Below are 19293 nucleotides of genomic sequence, written 5' to 3' on the forward strand. Positions count from 1 at the left end.
TTGATGGAATTCATTCGTGAATATGCAAATTGGTTCTATTTGATTGGTGCCATTCTCTTTATCTTGACATTACGTGGTTTGTCAGGTCCTAAAACAGCAATTGCAGGTAACCGCTACGGTATGCTTGCTATGGCGATTGCGGTATTGACGACTTTCTTTGTCGCAGAAAATCCGGTGATCTGGATGATCCTTGGTGCAATGGTGCTTGGTGCGATCGTAGGTATTGCCCGTGCGAAAACTGTACCTATGACTCAAATGCCTGAAACTGTCGCGCTGATGCACTCTTTAGTCGGTTTGTCCGCAGTTCTGATTGCTATTGCTGCGATTATCCATAACAACAAGTTAATCGAATTGGGTCCAGACCTTTTAGCTGCAAATGGGGTAACTTTCCATGAAATGAGCAAAGTGCATTTGTTCGAACTCTTCGTGGGTTGTTTCGTCGGTGCGATTACTTTTACTGCCTCTGTATTTGCTTACGGTAAACTGGCTGCGAAGAAATGGGCAAAAACCATTTCAGGTGCTTGGGTAAAACCAGTTCAGGCATTGATCTTTATCGCAATGCTGGCAGCAGGGATTCACTTCTTCCTGACTGGTAACATGACATCCTTCTGGGCAATGACCGGTCTTGCACTGGTATTCGGTTGGGTATGGATTGCACCAGTCGGTGGCGGTGATATGCCAGTTGTGGTATCGCTTCTGAACTCCTTCTCTGGTTGGGCAGCTGCAGGTATTGGTTTTACCTTAGAAAATAACATGCTGATCGTTGCTGGTTCGCTGGTGGGTTCTTCAGGTGCAATTCTGTCTTACATTATGTGTAAAGCGATGAACCGTTCGATCATCAACGTTCTGTTCGGTGGTGCGATGGGCGGAACCGCAACTGCGACAGCGGGTGCAGGCGAGCAGGTACAACGTAATCATCGCTCAGGTTCTGCAGATGATGCCGGCTTCCTGATGTCGAATGCAGATAGTGTAGTCATTGTACCTGGTTATGGTATGGCGCAAGGTCGTGCACAGAATGCGGTGAAAGAGTTGGCGAACCTGTTAAAAGAGCAGGGTGTGACTGTACGTTTCGCGATTCACCCGGTTGCAGGTCGTATGCCTGGGCATATGAACGTATTGCTGGCTGAAGCTGACGTGCCATATGAAGACATTCTGGAAATGGACGAGATCAACTCTGATTTCCCGGCAACAGATGTAGTGCTGGTAATCGGTGCGAATGACGTGGTTAACCCGGCGGCCAAAGACGATCCAAGCTCACCAATTTACGGTATGCCAATTCTGGAAGCGCACAAGGCACGTACGATTCTGGTGATCAAGCGTTCTATGGCAACAGGGTATGCTGGTTTGGACAATGACCTGTTCTATAACGATAAGACCATGATGATCTTTGGTGATGCTAAGAAAGTTGTGGAAGATATGACCAAAGCCATTAATGGTACGGGTCACTAATTCCTAAAATCTTCTTCCAGATCCTCTTTTGTAAAAGAAAGGTCGAGATGAATTAAAAGATTTAGAAAAAAACCACCTTCGGGTGGTTTTTTTATTTTTGCTCTTATTTTTTTATGCACCACAGTTGATTGATATTTGATCGCATCTAAATATTTATCTTGTGAATTAGGAATTATTTATTTGTGAAAATTTGATGGGTTTATCATTAAATTGCTTCTTCAAAGAATTTAAAAATTCATAGATTGTATGGCATTGTTCTTGCTATTCCCTCATTAAGAGCTAGGGGGATTACATGACAAAAATAAAATATTTAGGGTTATTACTGGGGTTGTTGAGTTTGCCTATCTATGCAGCTGAACCAGCAGAAATGGTAAAAAATATCCAGGAAATCCGGATATCGCTGGACAGTGTCTGGGTGGTGATGGGCGGTATTCTGGTGTTCTTCATGCAGGCGGGTTTTGCACTGATTGAGAGCGGCTCAGTCAGAAGTAAAAATAGCGTGAATGTTTTAATGAAAAATTATATGGATGCCTGTCTTGGAGGGCTGGTTTTCTGGCTCATAGGTTTTGGGCTTATGTTCGGGATTAATCATACCGGGTGGTTTGGTAGCTCACATTTTGCACCGGATAATTTAGATAGCTGGAGCTGGAATTTACTCTTCTTCCAAATGATGTTTGCCGCAACAGCAACCACCATTGCCAGTGGTGCCATGGCAGAGCGTATTCATTTTGTCGCCTATGTGGTGAGTGCCGCTTTTGTGAGTGGCTTAATTTATCCAGTTTTTGGCAGTTGGGCGTGGGGTAGTCTATTTGAGGGTGAAGGCTGGCTCAAAGCCATGGGCTTTATTGATTTTGCTGGTTCAACTGTAGTGCATTCGATTGGTGGCTGGGTTGCTTTGGCGGGCATTATTGTATTGGGTCCACGTATAGGGCGTTTTGGCCGCAATGGCCAAGTGCACTATTTACCCGGTCATAATCTGCCTTTAATTGCCTTGGGTGGGTTTATTTTGTGGTTAGCCTGGTTTGGTTTCAATGCTGCTTCCACAGTCAATGCTGATGTCAGCATCGGGCGGATTGCTTTAAATACCCATCTCGCAGCGTGTGCGGCGGCAGTGGCTTATATGCTGTTTGCCCTGGTACGACGTAAAGCCATTTTAATAAGGACTACGATTAATGCTTCCTTAGGCGGGCTAGTGGGAATTACAGCGGGTTGCGCCACAATGAGTCCTATGTTTGCTGTTATAACCGGACTTGTAGCAGGGTTGCTGGTTAGTGTATTGCCAGCATTACTCGAAAAAATGCGTATTGATGATGTGGTGGATGCTGTCACTGTACATGGCTTTTGTGGTGCATGGGGGACGCTAGCTGCCGGTATCTTTTATGAAAATAAAATGTTTGATAGCAGCATTATTGCTGTTCAGGCACTAGGCGTTGGTGCCGGATTTGCCTGGGGTTTCGGGGTGGCATTTATTGTATTTAAAGTGCTGCATATTATTTTAGGTGGTCTACGTGTGAGTGCACAGCACGAGCAGCGTGGTCTGGACTATACCGAGCATGCTGAACTGTCTTATCCAGAATTCCAGCGAGATGTAACTTTCGATACTGATCACATCACCAAACGACATTAATAGACAGGAGGGTATAATATGAATGCAGAAGTGCTCAATCTAGAACAGCGCCGTCAGGCTATTCAGCGTGGGCTACAGCATTATTTTCAAGGACCTCACCTGGAACAGATCGTAGGATATTGGGAACAGGAATATAGCGGGCAGCCTGCTTTTGTACTGAATCGCTTTCTTAGCGAGATTTGTACTACAGAGGAGCTTAAGCAGAATCGGAAAGATATGCTTAAACAGGTACTGCATGAACTGACCATTCTGGAAAAAAGTGAATGGATCGAGTCTGAAGATACAGAGGCAGTATCTCTTAATCAGAAGGCACAGTACCAGGCTTATATTGAGTTTGGAGAATCAGTTCTTGATCAGGTCAAGCTAGAAGACCAGAAAGACTTTTATAGGGAGCTGGCACAACAACTGGTACAAGACCGGATTTTGTTCCAGGAAACTATTCAGAAATTGCAGAAAAGTGCGGATTTGCTGAGCTATGTATCTTCAAAACTTTATGCACAAGCCATTACCAGTCTATATCAGGTATTCTGTGACTTCTATGGCCCACAACGTAGTGATCAGGTCTATGCTCAGGCCAAGAAATTGATCAAACAAAAATATCCAAAAGCTAATTTACAGCAACTGCTTTGAATCTTTTCGGTTAAAGTTTATTTTGAACCAATAAAAAAAAGCGGCCTCCATAGGCCGCTTTTTTTAAGAATCTGTTTTATGCCACTGAATCTGCAGGAGCATTGCTCCACAGGCTTTCTAGGTCATAGAATTTACGCGCTGTAGGAAGCATGCAGTGAACCACTACATATCCGAGGTCTAGGAGAATCCATTCAGCATCACGTTCGCCTTCGATGCCAAGTGGACGGAAGCCAGCTTTACGTGCTTCTTCAGCAACATTGTTGGCAAGAGATTTGATGTGACGGGTAGAGGTACCGCTGGCAATGACCATGGCATCAGCAACATTGCTCATACCGCTGACATCAAGCACAACAACTTCTTTGGCCTTTACATCTTCAAGTGCAGCATGCACAACTTTCAAGCAGTCTTGTACAGTCTGTAAGTGTGAATTCATAGTAAGATCGTGAGAATTAGAAGCGCTGGGCGATGGTTCTAAATTCATGGGGGATATAATTTCCTAACAATTATGCATGATCTAATATAGCGGTTTTGCCCCGAAATTTCAAATCAGCACATTGTTCAGTTTGTAATCAATCTGCAAAATATCGGGTCTTCCAGCCAAAAGACGCTGCTGAATGCTTCAGCGGGCGATATTCTGCTGCCACATAGCCTTGATATTGGCTATTCTCTAACCATTGAAAAATCTCGACATAATTAACAATAGCCGTACCAGGTTCATGTCGTCCTGGACAGTCTGCAAATTGAATGTGTCCAATTATGTCAATATTCTCTTTTAAAGCTTCAAATACATCTTCACCCATCATCGCCATATGGTAACAGTCATATTGCATCTTTAAGGCTGGATGTTGGACTGCTTCGAGCATTTCCTGTGCTTGAGCTACATTTTGCACCAGGAAGCGTGGCATGTCGGTCCCATTGATCATCTCAAAGACTGGCTGAATACCATGATCTGCCAACATCGAACAGGCCATTTTCAGATTATCTGCCAATGTATTCAGGCAAGGTAACAGGTCACTATCCAGCGGCTGTTTACCTGCCAGAATATTGACGCTCGGTACTTTCAGTGCGGTTGCATATGTAATCGCTTGTTGCATCGCTTGATGAAATTCAATCTCCTTGCCGGGTATGCCAGCCAGTCCATGACCGCCTTGCATCAGGTCACCTGCTGGGACATTGATCAGGCATAAACTCAGCTGATGCGCTGTCAACTGTGCCTGAATCTGCTCGATAGTCAGTTCATAAGGAAACTGGATTTCTACATGGTCAAAACCATGCTCACGGGCAAGGGCAAAACGTTCCAGCAGGGGAACTTCCGTAAAAATCATGGAAAGGTTGACTGCGAATTTTAACATCTGAAGCTCCTTGCACTAAATATGGAAATAATCGTGAAAATGAAGTTATTGAACGTGCTGAATGACAGTCGCTAGATCCGTTTCGCTATAGCCATTCTCTTGATGAGCCTTGAGCTGAGATAAAGCTTGAGAAGCAACCGGAATATTTAGCGCATGTGCTGCTGCAAGCTGTACTGCATTATTGAGGTCTTTGGACAAGGTCTGAACTTTCCATTGCACCGGTTCAAAGGTCTGGGTGGCCATACGCGGTGCCAGAATCTGAAACGGTTTTGAATCCGCGAAACCACCGGCCAGCGCTGGGGCAAGCAGGGTGGTATCTACTCCAGCACGTCCAGCCAGTGCCACAGCTTCGGCAATCAGTGTACTGTTTGCCGCGACAATCAGCTGATTACAGATTTTCGTCGCTTGTCCTGTACCTGGGTCACCCATGCGAGTCACGCGTTGGGAGAGGACTTGGTAAATTGCAGCTAAAGAAGAAATAGTCTGTTCATCACCGCCGGCAAAGACCACAAGACTGCCTTGTTCAGCACCGGCAGTACCGCCAGAAACTGGAGAATCAATCCAGATCACCTGTTGGGCCTGCGCACGTTGTGCCAGTTCCAACGTCTGCTGCACAGATAAACTGGAGAAATCTACAATCACCTGTTGTGCAACCAGATAAGGCTCAATCTGTTCATACACTGCTTTGACGGCTAAATCGTCCGCCAGACAGATGAGAACTACCGGGTAATTTGCAATCTGATCAAGCTGCAATAACTGTGCACCTTGAGCAATTAATGCATCACAAGCAGAAGCAGTACGGTTCCAGACAGCAACTTCAAAGCCTGCCTGAATCAGCCGGCTGGCCATACGGCTACCCATCAGGCCCATACCAAGAAATGCGATTTTAGTGGTTTGATCAAACTGCATGATGCTATCCGCTATCTACTGAGATGATGATCTTATGAATACTGGCGAGGCTGGAACTGGACTTCTGGATTCTTGTCTTTCTTGCGTGCCAACTGGCTGTTTTTGCCGAGGAGTAATTTTAACTGCCAGATTTTTTCCATACGTAAGGATTTGTTTGGTTGATGTTCCATGGCATCCAGCACATATTTAGACGCCATTAAAGCATCTGGAGAACGCTGCAACATTTCTTCAGCCAAGGCTTGTGCTTTTGCTAGAGGTTGCTCATCTACATGAGTGATCAGGCCGATCTGCTTGGCATAGTTACCGTCAAAAATACGCGCGGTCAGTGTCAGTTCTTTGGCTAGATCCAGACTGATTAAGCCTTTTAACGAACGGCTCAGACCCATATCTGGTACTAAGCCCCAACGGCTTTCCATAATTGACATTTGAGTCTGTGGATGAGCAATCCGAATATCTGCTGCCAGTGCCAGCTGCATGCCTGCACCAAAACAATAGCCTTCCAAAGCTGCAATCACGGGAACCGGTAATTCTTGCCAGATCAAAAATGCTTTCTGAAATAGACTCTGACCCGGACGCAGCAGTTCCCAGGCTGCATAGGCACGATTTTTTGGATTATTTAAATCAGCGAGATCAATCCCGGCACTAAAGACCTGTGCTTCACCTGTCAGAATGACACAGCGGATACTTTTATCCTTTTTGATCGTGTTGGCGGTTGCAACAAGTTCACGCAATAGCGCAAAACTCATGGCATTACGTTTGTCCGGACGGTTTAAACTCACCGTAGCAATTCCATTATTTTTTTCTAAACGAACCAGTGACATGGCTAAACCCTTCATTTTTATTGCCCTGAGCATAGCATGTGCGTTAGATCACGTGCATGACACTTAAGTCACGCTTTGTGATTGTTCTTTACTTGCGCATTAGATCATATGCTTATTTAGCACCTGTTGTGCAGCCTGTTCCACCTGGCCAATGCCTGCTTTAAGCTCATCGAGGCGTTTCATCACCTCCTGAACAAAGGCTTCATCAGCTTTGCGGCGTTCTTTACGTAGGGTAGAAACAAACTGTTCAAAACTGCCTGTCAGCTGTTGCAGGTTCGGCGTACCCACATAACGTGTCGCGCCGTAGAGCCGATGCAGTACATGTTCCAGTTGTGGAAAATCTTCCAGTTCAATCAGCTGTTCTATTTCACTGAGTTCAGTTTCAAAACTGTCGACCAGCATTCTCAACAGATCTACGGCCAGATCTTCCTTATTGGCAGCCAGTTGCAGACTTTGCTGCCAGTCCAGAATATTGCTATCCAGAGCATCAATGACATTCGCACGTTCTAGCATGGGTGCCTTGCGGAAATTTTCCGTGGTCCATTGAGTCAGAATCTGGATGATCTGTTCAATCTGAATGGGCTTGGTGACATAATCATCCATGCCACCCTGTAGCAATTTATGCTTTTCATCAGACAGGGCATGTGCAGTCAGGGCAATAATCGGCAAACGTCGATGGTTTTCAAAGGTGGATTCCAGCGAGCGGATGGCACGGGTTGTATCCATGCCGGACATTACCGGCATCTGAATATCCATAAATACTAGATCAAATGGACTTAAACCTTCTTCATGACGTTGCTGGATAATATCAATCGCTTCCTGACCGCTAGTGGCCTTGGTCGTGGTGACATTCAGTTCACCCAGTAGCGCTTCCAGTACAATCAGGTTGGGTAAATGATCATCGACTGCCAATATATGCAGCCCTTGACCATTAAAGTCTTCATGAACCTCTTGATCGAATACGGGCTGGTTATTCAGGAGTTGAATCAGGGCACTACGGCTAAGTGGCTGGTAGAGCGCACGGGCACGGTATTCATTCAGCATATTTGGATCAAGCTGCATCTGATAGCCATAGACTGCCAGATTGCCATGATAACGCGCACGAATTTCTTGTAGCAGGGCCTGACTGTCACCGCTATGATCAACGATTAGCCAGGTATTTTCAGTCGTGGTTTTTAGATGATTCAGACGGCTAAACAGATCCAGAATCGAAGCACACTCGGTATGCTTCACGTTATAGTTTTCCAGATAATGACGCAGTACATTCGCTGTCGCTGGATGTGCCAGATAAGAGACCACAGTCAGATTGCTAAAGTCTGGGTGTTCGATCACATCATCTTCATCGACCAGGAACTGGGCGGTAAACCAGAAGGTTGACCCTTTCTCGGTTGGGGCGCGTTCCTGGTTGTCTTCAAAGCCGATCTGGCCATGCATCAGACTGACCAGCTGTTTGGAAATCGCCAGACCTAATCCAGTGCCACCAAACTGACGTGTAACTGAGGTATCGCCTTGTGAGAAGGATTCAAACAGCTTCTTGCGGTCAGTGCCGCTGAGGCCGATACCACTATCCTGTACGCTAAAATGCAGCAGACATTGCCCGATATCATCGTGTTCCATTCGTACCCGCACGATGATTTCACCATCCGGCGTAAACTTGATCGCATTGGAAATCAGATTAGTCAGAATCTGCTTAAAGCGCAGTGCATCACCATTGACGCATTTTGGTACATTGTCGGCATAGTAGAAGGCCATATCAATATGCTTCTGCGCTGCCAGTGGCGAGAGCATGTCCATTACATCAAAAATCGCTTCTTCCAGATCAAACAGCGCCGTTTCAAGTTCTAGTTTACCGGCATCAATCTTGGAAAAATCTAGTACGTCATTGATCAGGGCCAGCAGATGCGCCGATGATTTGCGGATGGTTTGTAAATACAGACTCTGCTCATTACTTAAATTACCCTGACGCAGTAGCAAATGAATAAAGCCATCAATACTGTTCAGTGGGGTGCGTAATTCATGTGAAATATTGGCTAAAAATACTGACTTGGCCTGATTGGCAGAAATCGCCTGGTCACGGGCCTGACGGTAGGTGATGTTCTGCACTTCGAGAGTGTCGAGGGTGCGGCGCAAGTCATCTTCGGTCTGTTCAGTATGTTCGCGCAGTTCTAGAAAACTGAAATGCAGCCGTTTTACCACATTGGCAATATCGCGCTGTAACAGGCGCAGTTCACCAGTACTGTTGATGACCATATGCTGATCCAAAGTATCCGCATTCAGGCGTTGTAACTGCATGCGGATTTCATACATCGGTGCAATCCAGCGGCGTGAGTAGAAATTCAGACACAATAAAAGTAGCAACAAGGTCAACAGGCCAGTAGCAATCAATACAATCATCACGCGGTAGCGAGCAATTTCGAGGGGCTGATTGTCCAGCTCAATCGCAAGCCAGCCCGGATTGCCCGTATTGTCATTAATGCGAACCGCAAAAATGTGATTATTCTGATTGACAATCGGGCCAACAAAACTAGCTTCCTGCTTGAACTTTGGCCAAGGTGCCTGATCCTGAAAACCAATACCGAGGCGGTTTTTGCCTTGAGGATCCAGAATTGCAGCACGAATCAGATGCTTTTCATTGAGCATGTTTTGCATGGCATTGCGTGCCTGTTCATACTGCCAGGGGGAGTAATTGACAATATCCAGCGCAGATTCAGAAGTGGCCTGAAAACGGGTCAGAATGGCAATCGCCATCTGTTTTTGCTGGGCACGGGCTGCATTGAAGGTTTCTGTCAAAACCAGGGCTGCACCTACACAAGCCAAAATTGTAATTGGCACAAAGATCAGGGCAATCAACTGGCCATAGGCATGATTTAAGTGTAGGCGTTTAAACAGCTTTTTATTGATATTTGACATGATTCAAGCAGTGTTTTCCTTATGCTCCGCATATTAGCACGCTTTAAATCTTCAGTTAAAATTTCATCAAGATTTTTCGCAATATCAAATTAAACAGACTTTTTAAGAATAAATCTGGATATGAAAAATATTCAAATAGATAGCGTATAAAATGCTAAGAAATGAAAGCTTTTAAATCTGAAATTGACCTGAGAAATATTGAAATAACAGCGTTTAATTTACAAATAAGCTACTGACAGAAATAATGTTTTTTAATTTTTAGACCATGCTGCACGAGTTTTGATCGGTTTTCTGAAAAAGACTGGCTAAATGGGTGCAGGGAAATGCAAATTTTCATACAATAGCCGCACCTCGACATAGGTGCAAATAATGAGTAATACAACCCCTGATTTTCAAGCAGACGAATTTTTACTGGACTACTACGTAGGCAAAACGCCACTGGTACGTCTACAGCGTCTGGCAAATCACACTCAAGCGACAGTGTTAGCAAAGCTCGAAGGCAATAATCCTGCAGGTTCGGTGAAAGATCGTCCGGCCTATAACATGATCATGCAGGCGGAAAAGCGTGGTCAGATCAAGCCAGGTGACACCCTGATTGAGGCGACGAGTGGAAATACAGGGATTGCATTGGCGATGGTTGCGGCAATGCGCGGCTACAAAATGAAGCTGATCATGCCGAATAACATGAGTCAGGAACGTAAGGATGCCATGCGTGCTTACGGTGCCGAACTGATTGAAGTGACCAAAGAGCAAGGCATGGAGGGTGCACGTGATCTGGCACTGCAAATGCAAAACGAAGGCAAAGGCCTGGTCCTAAACCAGTTTGGTAATCCGGACAATGTTGAAGCGCATTATCTGACCACTGGTCCGGAAATTTGGCAGCAAACGGGTGGCAAGATCACTCACTTTGTCAGCTCTATGGGTACGACCGGTACTATTATGGGTGTATCTAAATACCTGAAAGAGATGAATCCGGATATTCAGATTGTGGGTTTACAACCTTCTGACGGTTCAAGTATTGCGGGGATCCGCCGCTGGCCAGAAGAGTATCTGCCAACCATTTTCGACCGTAGCCGTGTGGATCGTATTATCGATATTCCACAAATTGAAGCTGAAAAAACCATGCGCAAGCTGGCACAAAAAGAAGGGATCAGTGCTGGAACTTCTTCCGGAGGTGCAGTCTGGGCATCGATCAAGCTGGCAGAAGAAAATCCAGGTGCCGTAATCGTGTGCATTATTTGTGACCGTGGTGACCGTTATCTGTCTACAGGTTTATTCTCTGTACAAGATCCTGAATAATTCCTGAGTAATCAATTTATGCGCTTGCCTGTTTTAACGTTTGATATTGAAACCCAGACCGATCTTAAGTCAGGCGCACATCTGTTTGGCCTGGACCTGCCTGAACAAAGCCTGGATCAGGCCCTGACCAAACTGCGTCGTCAGGAATCGGGTTCTGATTTTCAGCGTCTGCCGTTACATGAAATTGTCTGTATCTCCGGACTATGGATTGATGAGCAGGGTATGAAACTGTTTTCCTTTAGTCGGGAACAGAATTCAGAAGCTGAAATTTTACGAAAATTTTTATCGATTTTTGATAAGCGTCATCCAACCCTAGTGAGTTGGAATGGTTCACAATTTGATCTGCCCGTGATTCTTTACCGGGCCATGTACCATGGCTTGTCTGCGCCAAGTCTGTTTGATCAGGGCGAAATTGATACGCAAAAGCGCTATAATAACTATCAGAACCGTTACCATCAGCGTCATGTCGATTTGATGGATGTGATGGCCATGTTTCATGCCCGTCATTTCCAGAAACTGGATGACGTTGCGCACTTGCTCGGTTATCCAGGCAAGCGTGGCGACGGTGGCTATTATGTGCCTGAATATGTGCGCAATCAGGAATGGGACAAGCTCACCAGCTATTGTGAAGGTGATGTCCTGAATACCTGGCTGGTCTATATTCGCTGGTTGTTGTTAAAAGGACAGCTATTATTGCCTGATTATCAACATCTGCTACAAAGCACGATCCAGTATTTGCAAACGCAACCGCAGCATGCGGACTTTTTATCGGTCTGGCGTGAAACGTCACGACGGACTGAATTTACTCAATTTGATTTTCCCATCTCCACACATTAGGTTTTCATGAAACATCGAGCTCAACCACGGCCCAAGCAGCAACCCGAATACATCTTCCAGGTTGAGTCACTATCGCACGAGGGGCGTGGCATTGCTCACTATGGTTCACATCCGGACCATCCAGCGGACAAGCACGGTAAAAAAGTTTTTATTCGTTATGCACTGCCCGGTGAAACAGTGCGTGCCCGAATCACCCGTGAAGTGAAAAAGCTGGAAGAAGCTGACTCGCTTGAATTGTTGAGTGAAGCATCAGAAATTCGCATACAGCCCCCTTGTCCACATTTTGGGATTTGTGGTGGCTGCAATATGCAGCATATCGCTCCGGATGCACAGATTGAGCTCAAACAGAATGTGCTGAAATCACATCTGCAACATTTTGCTGGAATTCAGCCAGATGAATGGCTGGCGCCATTGCGTTCACAGCGTGAAGATTACCGTCGTAAAGCCCGTATTGGCGTACGTTATTTACCTGGTAAAGACAAGCTGGTGGTGGGATTCCGTGAAAGCCAAAGTAACAAGCTGACTTCGATTGATCGTTGCATGATTCTGGATCGGGAGTTTGGCTCGGTTACACGTCTTAAACAATTGCTCCAAAGTCTAAATGGTAAGGCTGACGTTGGTCATATAGAATTGGCCATGGGTGATCAGGAAATCGCATTAGTAGTTCGTGAAACTGCACAATTATCTGAACAGGATGTCAACCAATTACGCGAATTTGCGTTACAGAAGGGGTGGCAGCTTTATATTCAGCCAGCGGGTCAAAACCAACTGACGCGTATTGATCAACCGCAATTGCCTGCGCGGCTGTATTACCGTCTGGATGACTTTGATGTTGAGTTTGGCTTTGATCCATTAGATTTTACCCAAGTCAATTCCACAGTAAACCCGCAGATGATACGTCTGGCATGTGATTTGCTACAACTACAACCAGGAGAGCGTGTTCTGGATCTGTTTTGTGGATTAGGAAACTTTTCCTTGCCATTGGCGCGCTGTGTTGGTGCGAGTGGAAGTGTCGTAGGGGTTGAGGGTAGTGAAGAAATGGTGCAACGTGGTGCGGAAAATGCCAGAATAAATGGTATTGCACAACTTTCATTCCATTCGCAGGATTTAACCCAGGATTTTTCGCATCATTCTTGGGCAAATCAGGGTTTTGATGCATTGCTGATTGATCCGCCTCGTTCCGGCGCAGAAGAAGTGATGCGATATATTCCTAAGTTTGGTGCAAAAAGAATCGTTTATGTATCATGTAACCCTGCAACTCTAGCCAGAGATGCCGGATTGCTGGTACAACAGGGGTATCGTCTGAGCAGGGCAGGTGTGATGGATATGTTCACACATACGGGCCATGTTGAGTCGATTGCCTTGTTCGAAAAAGAAAATTAAATAAACGATTAAAGAGATGATGTATATAAAAGTAGGAGAATGGTATGGTCACAGTACGTGAACAGCTGCCTGGGCGACTGAATGAGTTGTCACAGGAGGCGACTGTAGAACATGCCGATCAAGCCCTGCAGGATATGACCGAATGGTTAGATCGTGTACGCGGCATATTAGATGGGGCCCCATTAAAACAGCTCGAAGAAGTCGCCCATCTCACTTTAGAAAATGAGTTAGAAACCACGGTTCAGCATCGCTCCAATACTTTCTATACCGGTATTGAGATGGCGGATATCCTTGCCCATTTGCATGTCGATGAAGATACCTTGTCTGCAGCCATGCTGTATCGTTCGGTACGTGAAGGTGTCACGCCGCTTGCAGACGTACTGGAAAAATTCGGTGAGAGTGTACATGGCCTGGTGAAAGGCACCCTGTCGATGGGTAAGCTGTCCGAGCTGATTGAAAATAACAAACGTCTGGAAGACCATTTCAATAATAACCAGCGCGAGCATTTGACTGGCATTTATAAAATGCTGATCTCAGTCACCGAAGATGTCCGTGTAGTACTGATCAAGTTGGCCGAGCGTACCTATGCATTGCGTGAACTGGCGAAATCACCTCGAGATCGTCAGGAACGTGTTGCACGCGAAATTCTGACCATTTACTCGCCACTGGCCCATCGTCTTGGTATTGCCCAGTTGAAATGGGAGCTGGAAGATCTGGCCTTCCGTTATCTGGCGCCAGAACGTTATAAAGAAATTGCTTCTTTACTAAATGAAAAGCGCTTGGAGCGTGAACATTATATTCAGTTTGTAATCGACAAGTTGCGTGGTGAACTGGCTGAGCATGGCATTGAGGCCGAAATTACCGGTCGGGTCAAACACATTTATTCGATTTATCGAAAAATGAAGAGTAAGGATCTGAGCTTTGATCAGCTCTATGATATCCGTGCTGTACGTGTCCTGGTAAATTCGGTACCTGAGTGTTATCACACTTTAGGTATCGTACATCAGATCTGGCGTCATATTCCACACCAGTTTGACGACTATATTACCAATCCGAAAGCCAATGGTTATCGCTCACTGCATACTGCCGTGATTGCAGAAAACAAATCGCTTGAAGTGCAGATTCGTACCTATCACATGCACGAAGAGGCAGAGTTAGGAGTATGTTCACACTTTAACTATAAGGAAGGAGCAAAAACCACAGACCATTCCTTTAACCATCGCCTGCATTCCTTACGTGCTGTATTGGAGCATTACCAGGAACGTAATGATGCCAGTGCACATAAAGATTCTGAGGCAGAAGTTGAGAATTTTGAACAGATTCAAGACTTTGAAGGCTTTGAAAAAATTTATGTGTTTAGCCGCGATGGAGATATTAAAGAATTGCCGCGTGGCTCAACAGTCTTGGATTTTGCCTATCATGTCCATACCGAAGTGGGTAATAAGTGCTATGCCGCACGAGTGAACCAGCGCTACGTGCCGCTGACCTATACTCTGAAAACCGGGGAACAGGTCGAGATTCTGACCAAAAAAGACCGTGAGCCAAACCGTGACTGGCTGGTGAACTCGCTCGGTTATATCAAGACTGCACGTGCACGTGACAAGTTACGTCACTGGTTCCGTCAGCAGGATCGTAGCAAGAATCTGGAAGTTGGCCGTGAAATTCTGAATAAAGAACTTTCACGTCTGGCAATTCACCCGAAATCGATCGACTTGGGCGACTATTGCAATCACTTTAATGTGAAGAGTGGCGAAGACATTCTGATTGGTATCGTAAATGGCGATATCAGCCTGCATGCGCTAATCAATCAGGTGAATCGCCATATGCATCTGGATCAGGATGAACCTGAACTGGTACTGAAGCCGGCGCTGAATCCGCGTGCCAGTCATACTTTGTCTGCTCATGGTATTCTGATTGATGGCTTAGACAATGTTGAACTACATGTGGCGCAATGCTGTCAGCCTGTACATGGCGAGTCGATTGGGGGCTATATCACGCTCAATCGTGGAGTAAGCATCCATAAGGTGGCGTGTCCGGATTATGTGCGTATGATTTCGCAGGAACCAGAACGTGCGGTAGAAGCTGATTGGGAAATGCAGCCAACCCGTGGTCAGAGTGTCCAGATTGTAGTAGAAGCTTATGACCGCCGCGGTCTGCTCAAAGATCTGACGCAAGTGATCTTCTCTGATCAGATCAATATCCGTCAGGTAAATACTATTTCAGAAGCTGATGGTATTGCCAATATGAAACTATTGATCGAAGTCAAAGGTCTGGCCCAGCTGTCCAAACTGCTGGCTCGATTAGAACAGCAGCCAGGGATTATCAGTGCCCGTCGTTTGGTACAAGGTAATTAAATCTACTGATTAATTTGTCTAGAAAAGCCTGCCATTTATTGGTGGGCTTTTTTATTGTAAGGTGCTCAGTAGCACTTAATAAAAATGAAGTCACCCAATTGCGATGAGTACGACAGAACTATTTGAACGTAGACGGGAAAATCTGAGCAGGATCATTGATCAATGGATTGCCAGTCAGCGCTTTAAAACAGGCAAAGAGATCTGTGAATATTATGGCCTGTCTGCGACTTATGTCGCTCAGTTGCTGAATAGCAAGCGCCAGATTGGAGAAAAGGCGGCTCGGGAACTGGAACAGCAACTCGGCTTGAAATCTATGAGTCTGGATCAGCAAGAGCTTCAGATAGAACAAGTAAAAAATACTCTGGTTCCTCATTTATATAGCATGCAGGCGGTGGAGCAGGAACTGTTTTGCTTAAAGCCTCTGAATGATGTTCATTATGAAATAGAGTCTACGATTCAGTTGCAGGCGAATCACTATGCGATACAGATTAATGGTGAAGCCTATACACCTACACTAAAATCGGGTTGGTGGTTGCTATGTGACCGTCAGCAGTCAGCTCAAACAGCTGATTGGCTTTGCATACAGTTCATCAATAAATTCTGTTTAATTTTAGAATTACAGCGAGAAACTGAGCAGGAGTTACAATGTCAAAGTCTGGATGGCAAACGTCAGGTTCGTTTTCAGAAACAGGACGTTCAGCAAGCTGAGGTAGTGATCGCCATCCTGCATCCAGAACAGATTCAACGGCGATAAAAAAAGCCCATCTGTAGATGGGCTTTTCATATTTTAAAAGAAGGCTGAAATTATGGAATTTCGTTTTCTTCCTCAAACTCAGGTTTCACTTGCACAATGAAATCCTGACGGTTCAGGCCACGCCATAAAGCAAAGGCTGTACCGATATAGATCGACGAATAGGTACCTACAAAAACACCAACAAACATGGCGATCGAGAACCATTTCAAACCATCACCACCCATGATCATCATGGCTACGACTACCAGCAATAACGTCATAGAGGTATGAATGGTACGACGTAAAGTTTCAGTCAAGGCAATATTGATGATTTCCAATGGTTCAGCACCACGGATTTTACGGAAGTTTTCACGAATACGGTCAGAGACCACGATGTTATCGTTGAGTGAGAAGCCGATAATCGCCAATAACGCTGCCAGTACGGTTAGGTCGAATGGCCATTGCATCATGGCAAAGATACCCAGTGTCACCACGATATCGTGGAACAAGGACAGTACTGCACCAATCGCCAGCTTGAATTCAAAGCGGATGGTGACATAAACCAGCATCAGCAGCAGGGCAAGGGCAACCGCACCTGCAGAACGCACGTACAGCTCATTACCGACCTGACCACCAACCACATCAACTTTTGGTACTTCAGCTGCATTACCTGGCAGCTGAACTGCTGTGGTAATGGCTTTGGTCAAGTCTTCTGCTTCAACATCTTCCTGAACAGGCATACGCACCATCAGGTCACGATCTGACCCTAAGGTTTGTACCACAGCATCATTAAAACCAGCTTGACTCAATGCCTGAGTAACTGATTCTGGCTGAACCGGATTGGTATAGTTCAGCTCTGCTGCCACACCACCAGTAAAGTCCAGACCCAGGTTCAAGCCTTTAGTGGCAATAAAGAAGATGCTGGCAACCGTTAATAAAATTGAAAACAATGCCGCAGGCAAAGCAATTTTCATAAACGGGATAACACGTTCGTGATCCGGGCGGCCGTATTGTTTTGAATTAGGTTGAGTATTCTCAGTCATCAGTGATCTCCTTAAATGCTCAACTTTTTCAAGTTACGCTTTTTGCCATAGATAATCTGTACAATCGCACGGGTTACAGTAATTGCTGTAAACATCGAGCAGACAATACCAATCATCAGGGTTACGGCAAAGCCTTTGATCGGGCCAGTACCAATCGCGAACAGAATGAACGCCACCAGGAAGGTAGTTAAGTTCGAGTCGAAAATGGTGTTATAGGCCCGGTCATAACCGGCGACAATAGCCTGTTTTGGCGAAGCGCCCCATTTCATTTCTTCCCGTATTCGTTCACAGATCAGGACGTTGGCATCGACCGCCATACCAATGGTAATCACGATACCGGCAATACCTGGCAAGGTAAGCGAAGCACCAATCCATGACATGACTGTCAGGATCATCGCCAGGTTAAATACCAGCGCAAAGTTGGCAATCACACCAAACAGACGGAAGAACACGACCATCCAGATCGCCACCAAGATAAAGCCGATTTGGGTAGAGAGTACGCCTTTATCGATGTTTTCCTGACCCAGACTTGGACCAATCACACGTTCTTCAACAAAGTACATTGGCGCGGCCAGTGCACCGGCACGTAACATCAAGGCAAGTTCAGATGCTTCCTGTGGAGAATCCAGACCGGTAATACGGAACTGAGAGCCCAATACCGCCTGAATGGTTGCCGCGTTAATTACCACAGATTCGGTATATGGCGTACGAACTTCAGTTTGCTGACCTGTTACAGGATCTTCAACATAGCTGATCTTCTGCTTGTTCTCGATGAACAGTACAGCCATACGTTTGCCAACGGCATTACGTGTGGCATCGGACATGAGCTTACCGCCCGCAGCATCGAGGGTAATGTTCACCTCAGCACCACCAGTGTCCTGGCTAAAGCCACTTGAAGCATTTTGAACACGTTCACCCGTCAGAATACGGGTACGGTTCAGCAATAACTGACGACCGCTGTCCAGAGATTCATAAGCAAATGCTTCAGTACCAGGGGGTAATGTACCTGTTACCTGACCCGTATATGGATCAATATATTGATCGTTCAGATCTGAGACCAGACGGAACTCGAGGTTTGCAGTACGGCCAAGGACACGTTTTGCCTCAGCAGTATCCTGAACACCAGGAAGTTCAACCACAATACGGTTGCTGCCCTGAGTTTGTACCAGTGCTTCAGCCACACCTAGCTCGTTAATACGGTTACGCAGTGTGGTTAAGTTCTGGTTGACTGCATAGCTTTCAATTTCCTGCTTACGCACATCGGTATAGTTCAGGCGCAGGGTAGATCCGGTAGCCGTCGCTACAGCCTGCTGGGTGAACTCATTGTCATTACGGCGCAGAAAGTCCATTACCGCAGAACGATCATCATTATTGGCAAACTGCATGGTAATGGTGTTGTTGCTGAGGGTCAGGCTGTTGAATTTCAGATTGTTATCACGTAATTGACGACGCAGGTCAGTTGCCGATGTTTCCATACGCTGCGCAATCGCCTTGTCCATATCCACTTCTAGCAGGAAGTGAACACCACCACGCAAATCCAGACCCAGCTTCATTGGCTTGGCGCCAATTTTTTGCAGCCATTCTGGCGTTGTTGGTGCAAGGTTCAATGCTACAACATAATCATCGCCCAGGCCGCGACGCAGTGCTTCCTTGGCTTTGAGCTGTGCTTCGCTAGAATCAACACGAAGTAAGGCCGCATTGTTGCTGAAGCTGTTGTCATGAGTTGCAATATTTTCAGTTTTTAATAATTGCTCTGCCCTTTGTACGATGCCCGCATCGATCTGAGTGCCGGCTTTGGCACCCGAAATCTGTACGGCAGGTTCATCTGGATACAAACTAGGCAGGGCATATAATGTACTGATCGCCAGGACAACCAGGATCAGTACATATTTCCATGCTGGGTAACGCATTTGTTTTCTTCTTAAAATTAAAAAGTCGTGCAGGGA

General features: G+C 45.8%; 15 protein-coding genes. 8 read left to right on the forward strand and 7 right to left on the reverse strand.

Features of this window, described 5'->3' with window-relative positions; genetic code table 11:
• Positions 1-3 precede the first annotated feature (3 nt).
• The 3 genes from BK820_RS11460 (at position 4) to BK820_RS11470 (ending at position 3706) form a co-directional block, all read left to right on the forward strand.
• Positions 4-1449 carry an NAD(P)(+) transhydrogenase (Re/Si-specific) subunit beta gene (locus tag BK820_RS11460; RefSeq protein ID WP_004816035.1) on the forward strand — a complete coding sequence of 482 codons (1446 nt, stop codon included), beginning with the start codon at positions 4-6 and terminating at the stop codon, positions 1447-1449.
• A 292-nt stretch (positions 1450-1741) separates the two neighbouring features.
• Positions 1742-3076, forward strand: coding sequence for an ammonium transporter (locus BK820_RS11465; protein ID WP_071320998.1), 1335 nt, complete (start codon positions 1742-1744; stop codon positions 3074-3076).
• Between the two features lie 18 nt (positions 3077-3094).
• Positions 3095-3706 carry a hypothetical protein gene (locus tag BK820_RS11470; protein ID WP_071320999.1) on the forward strand — a complete coding sequence of 204 codons (612 nt, stop codon included), beginning with the start codon at positions 3095-3097 and terminating at the stop codon, positions 3704-3706.
• A gap of 76 nt (positions 3707-3782) precedes the next feature.
• Here the strand turns inward: BK820_RS11470 and rsfS are convergent, their stop codons facing one another.
• The 5 genes from rsfS to BK820_RS11495 form a co-directional block, all read right to left on the reverse strand.
• The gene (gene rsfS, locus BK820_RS11475; RefSeq protein WP_004816041.1) at positions 3783-4187 is read right to left on the reverse strand and encodes a ribosome silencing factor; all 405 of its coding nucleotides are present in this window, start codon (positions 4185-4187) and stop codon (positions 3783-3785) included.
• Positions 4188-4275: 88 nt separating this feature from the next.
• Positions 4276-5058, reverse strand: a complete 783-nt coding sequence (locus BK820_RS11480; RefSeq protein ID WP_071321000.1) for a hydroxypyruvate isomerase family protein — start codon at positions 5056-5058, stop codon at positions 4276-4278.
• A 45-nt stretch (positions 5059-5103) separates the two neighbouring features.
• Complete coding sequence (locus tag BK820_RS11485; protein WP_071321001.1) at positions 5104-5967, reverse strand: NAD(P)-dependent oxidoreductase; 864 nt, start codon at positions 5965-5967, stop codon at positions 5104-5106.
• A 32-nt stretch (positions 5968-5999) separates the two neighbouring features.
• Positions 6000-6788, reverse strand: coding sequence for a crotonase/enoyl-CoA hydratase family protein (locus tag BK820_RS11490; RefSeq protein WP_026056767.1), 789 nt, complete (start codon positions 6786-6788; stop codon positions 6000-6002).
• Positions 6789-6887: 99 nt separating this feature from the next.
• Positions 6888-9698, reverse strand: a complete 2811-nt coding sequence (locus BK820_RS11495) for a GacS-like sensor histidine kinase (protein ID WP_071321002.1) — start codon at positions 9696-9698, stop codon at positions 6888-6890.
• A gap of 369 nt (positions 9699-10067) precedes the next feature.
• Here BK820_RS11495 and cysM point away from each other — a divergent pair, with 369 nt between their 5' ends.
• The 5 genes from cysM to BK820_RS11520 all read left to right on the forward strand — a co-directional run bounded on the left by cysM (position 10068) and on the right by BK820_RS11520 (position 16325).
• Positions 10068-10997, forward strand: a complete 930-nt coding sequence (gene cysM, locus BK820_RS11500) for a cysteine synthase CysM (protein WP_004891398.1) — start codon at positions 10068-10070, stop codon at positions 10995-10997.
• An 18-nt stretch (positions 10998-11015) separates the two neighbouring features.
• Positions 11016-11834, forward strand: a complete 819-nt coding sequence (locus BK820_RS11505) for a 3'-5' exonuclease (protein ID WP_071321003.1) — start codon at positions 11016-11018, stop codon at positions 11832-11834.
• Positions 11835-11840: 6 nt separating this feature from the next.
• Positions 11841-13217, forward strand: a complete 1377-nt coding sequence (gene rlmD, locus BK820_RS11510; protein ID WP_071321004.1) for a 23S rRNA (uracil(1939)-C(5))-methyltransferase RlmD — start codon at positions 11841-11843, stop codon at positions 13215-13217.
• 44 nt (positions 13218-13261) lie between these two features.
• Positions 13262-15571, forward strand: coding sequence for a RelA/SpoT family protein (locus tag BK820_RS11515; RefSeq protein WP_005223232.1), 2310 nt, complete (start codon positions 13262-13264; stop codon positions 15569-15571).
• A 103-nt stretch (positions 15572-15674) separates the two neighbouring features.
• Positions 15675-16325, forward strand: coding sequence for a S24/S26 family peptidase (locus BK820_RS11520; RefSeq protein ID WP_071321005.1), 651 nt, complete (start codon positions 15675-15677; stop codon positions 16323-16325).
• A gap of 50 nt (positions 16326-16375) precedes the next feature.
• Here the strand turns inward: BK820_RS11520 and secF are convergent, their stop codons facing one another.
• On the reverse strand, positions 16376-17350 hold the full coding sequence (gene secF / locus BK820_RS11525) for a protein translocase subunit SecF (RefSeq protein ID WP_171056659.1): 975 nt from the start codon (positions 17348-17350) through the stop codon (positions 16376-16378).
• Between the two features lie 8 nt (positions 17351-17358).
• Entirely contained in the window at positions 17359-19257 is a 1899-nt protein-coding gene (gene secD / locus BK820_RS11530) for a protein translocase subunit SecD (RefSeq protein WP_071321006.1), read from the reverse strand.
• Between the last annotated feature and the right edge of the window lie 36 nt (positions 19258-19293).

Source organism: Acinetobacter sp. LCT-H3 (assembly GCF_001866125.1).
In the GTDB taxonomy this organism is placed as follows: Bacteria; Pseudomonadota; Gammaproteobacteria; order Pseudomonadales; family Moraxellaceae; genus Acinetobacter; species Acinetobacter schindleri.

Excerpts from the sequence above, each read along its gene's own strand:
- BK820_RS11460 (WP_004816035.1), top strand. The coding sequence starts at position 4 with ATGGAATTCATTCGTGAATATGCAAATTGGTTCTATTTGATTGGTGCC.
- BK820_RS11465 (WP_071320998.1), top strand. The coding sequence starts at position 1,742 with ATGACAAAAATAAAATATTTAGGGTTATTACTGGGGTTGTTGAGTTTG.
- BK820_RS11470 (WP_071320999.1), top strand. The coding sequence starts at position 3,095 with ATGAATGCAGAAGTGCTCAATCTAGAACAGCGCCGTCAGGCTATTCAG.
- rsfS (WP_004816041.1), bottom strand. The coding sequence starts at position 4,187 with ATGAATTTAGAACCATCGCCCAGCGCTTCTAATTCTCACGATCTTACT.
- BK820_RS11480 (WP_071321000.1), bottom strand. The coding sequence starts at position 5,058 with ATGTTAAAATTCGCAGTCAACCTTTCCATGATTTTTACGGAAGTTCCC.
- BK820_RS11485 (WP_071321001.1), bottom strand. The coding sequence starts at position 5,967 with ATGCAGTTTGATCAAACCACTAAAATCGCATTTCTTGGTATGGGCCTG.
- BK820_RS11490 (WP_026056767.1), bottom strand. The coding sequence starts at position 6,788 with ATGTCACTGGTTCGTTTAGAAAAAAATAATGGAATTGCTACGGTGAGT.
- BK820_RS11495 (WP_071321002.1), bottom strand. The coding sequence starts at position 9,698 with ATGTCAAATATCAATAAAAAGCTGTTTAAACGCCTACACTTAAATCAT.
- cysM (WP_004891398.1), top strand. The coding sequence starts at position 10,068 with ATGAGTAATACAACCCCTGATTTTCAAGCAGACGAATTTTTACTGGAC.
- BK820_RS11505 (WP_071321003.1), top strand. The coding sequence starts at position 11,016 with ATGCGCTTGCCTGTTTTAACGTTTGATATTGAAACCCAGACCGATCTT.
- rlmD (WP_071321004.1), top strand. The coding sequence starts at position 11,841 with ATGAAACATCGAGCTCAACCACGGCCCAAGCAGCAACCCGAATACATC.
- BK820_RS11515 (WP_005223232.1), top strand. The coding sequence starts at position 13,262 with ATGGTCACAGTACGTGAACAGCTGCCTGGGCGACTGAATGAGTTGTCA.
- BK820_RS11520 (WP_071321005.1), top strand. The coding sequence starts at position 15,675 with ATGAGTACGACAGAACTATTTGAACGTAGACGGGAAAATCTGAGCAGG.
- secD (WP_071321006.1), bottom strand. The coding sequence starts at position 19,257 with ATGCGTTACCCAGCATGGAAATATGTACTGATCCTGGTTGTCCTGGCG.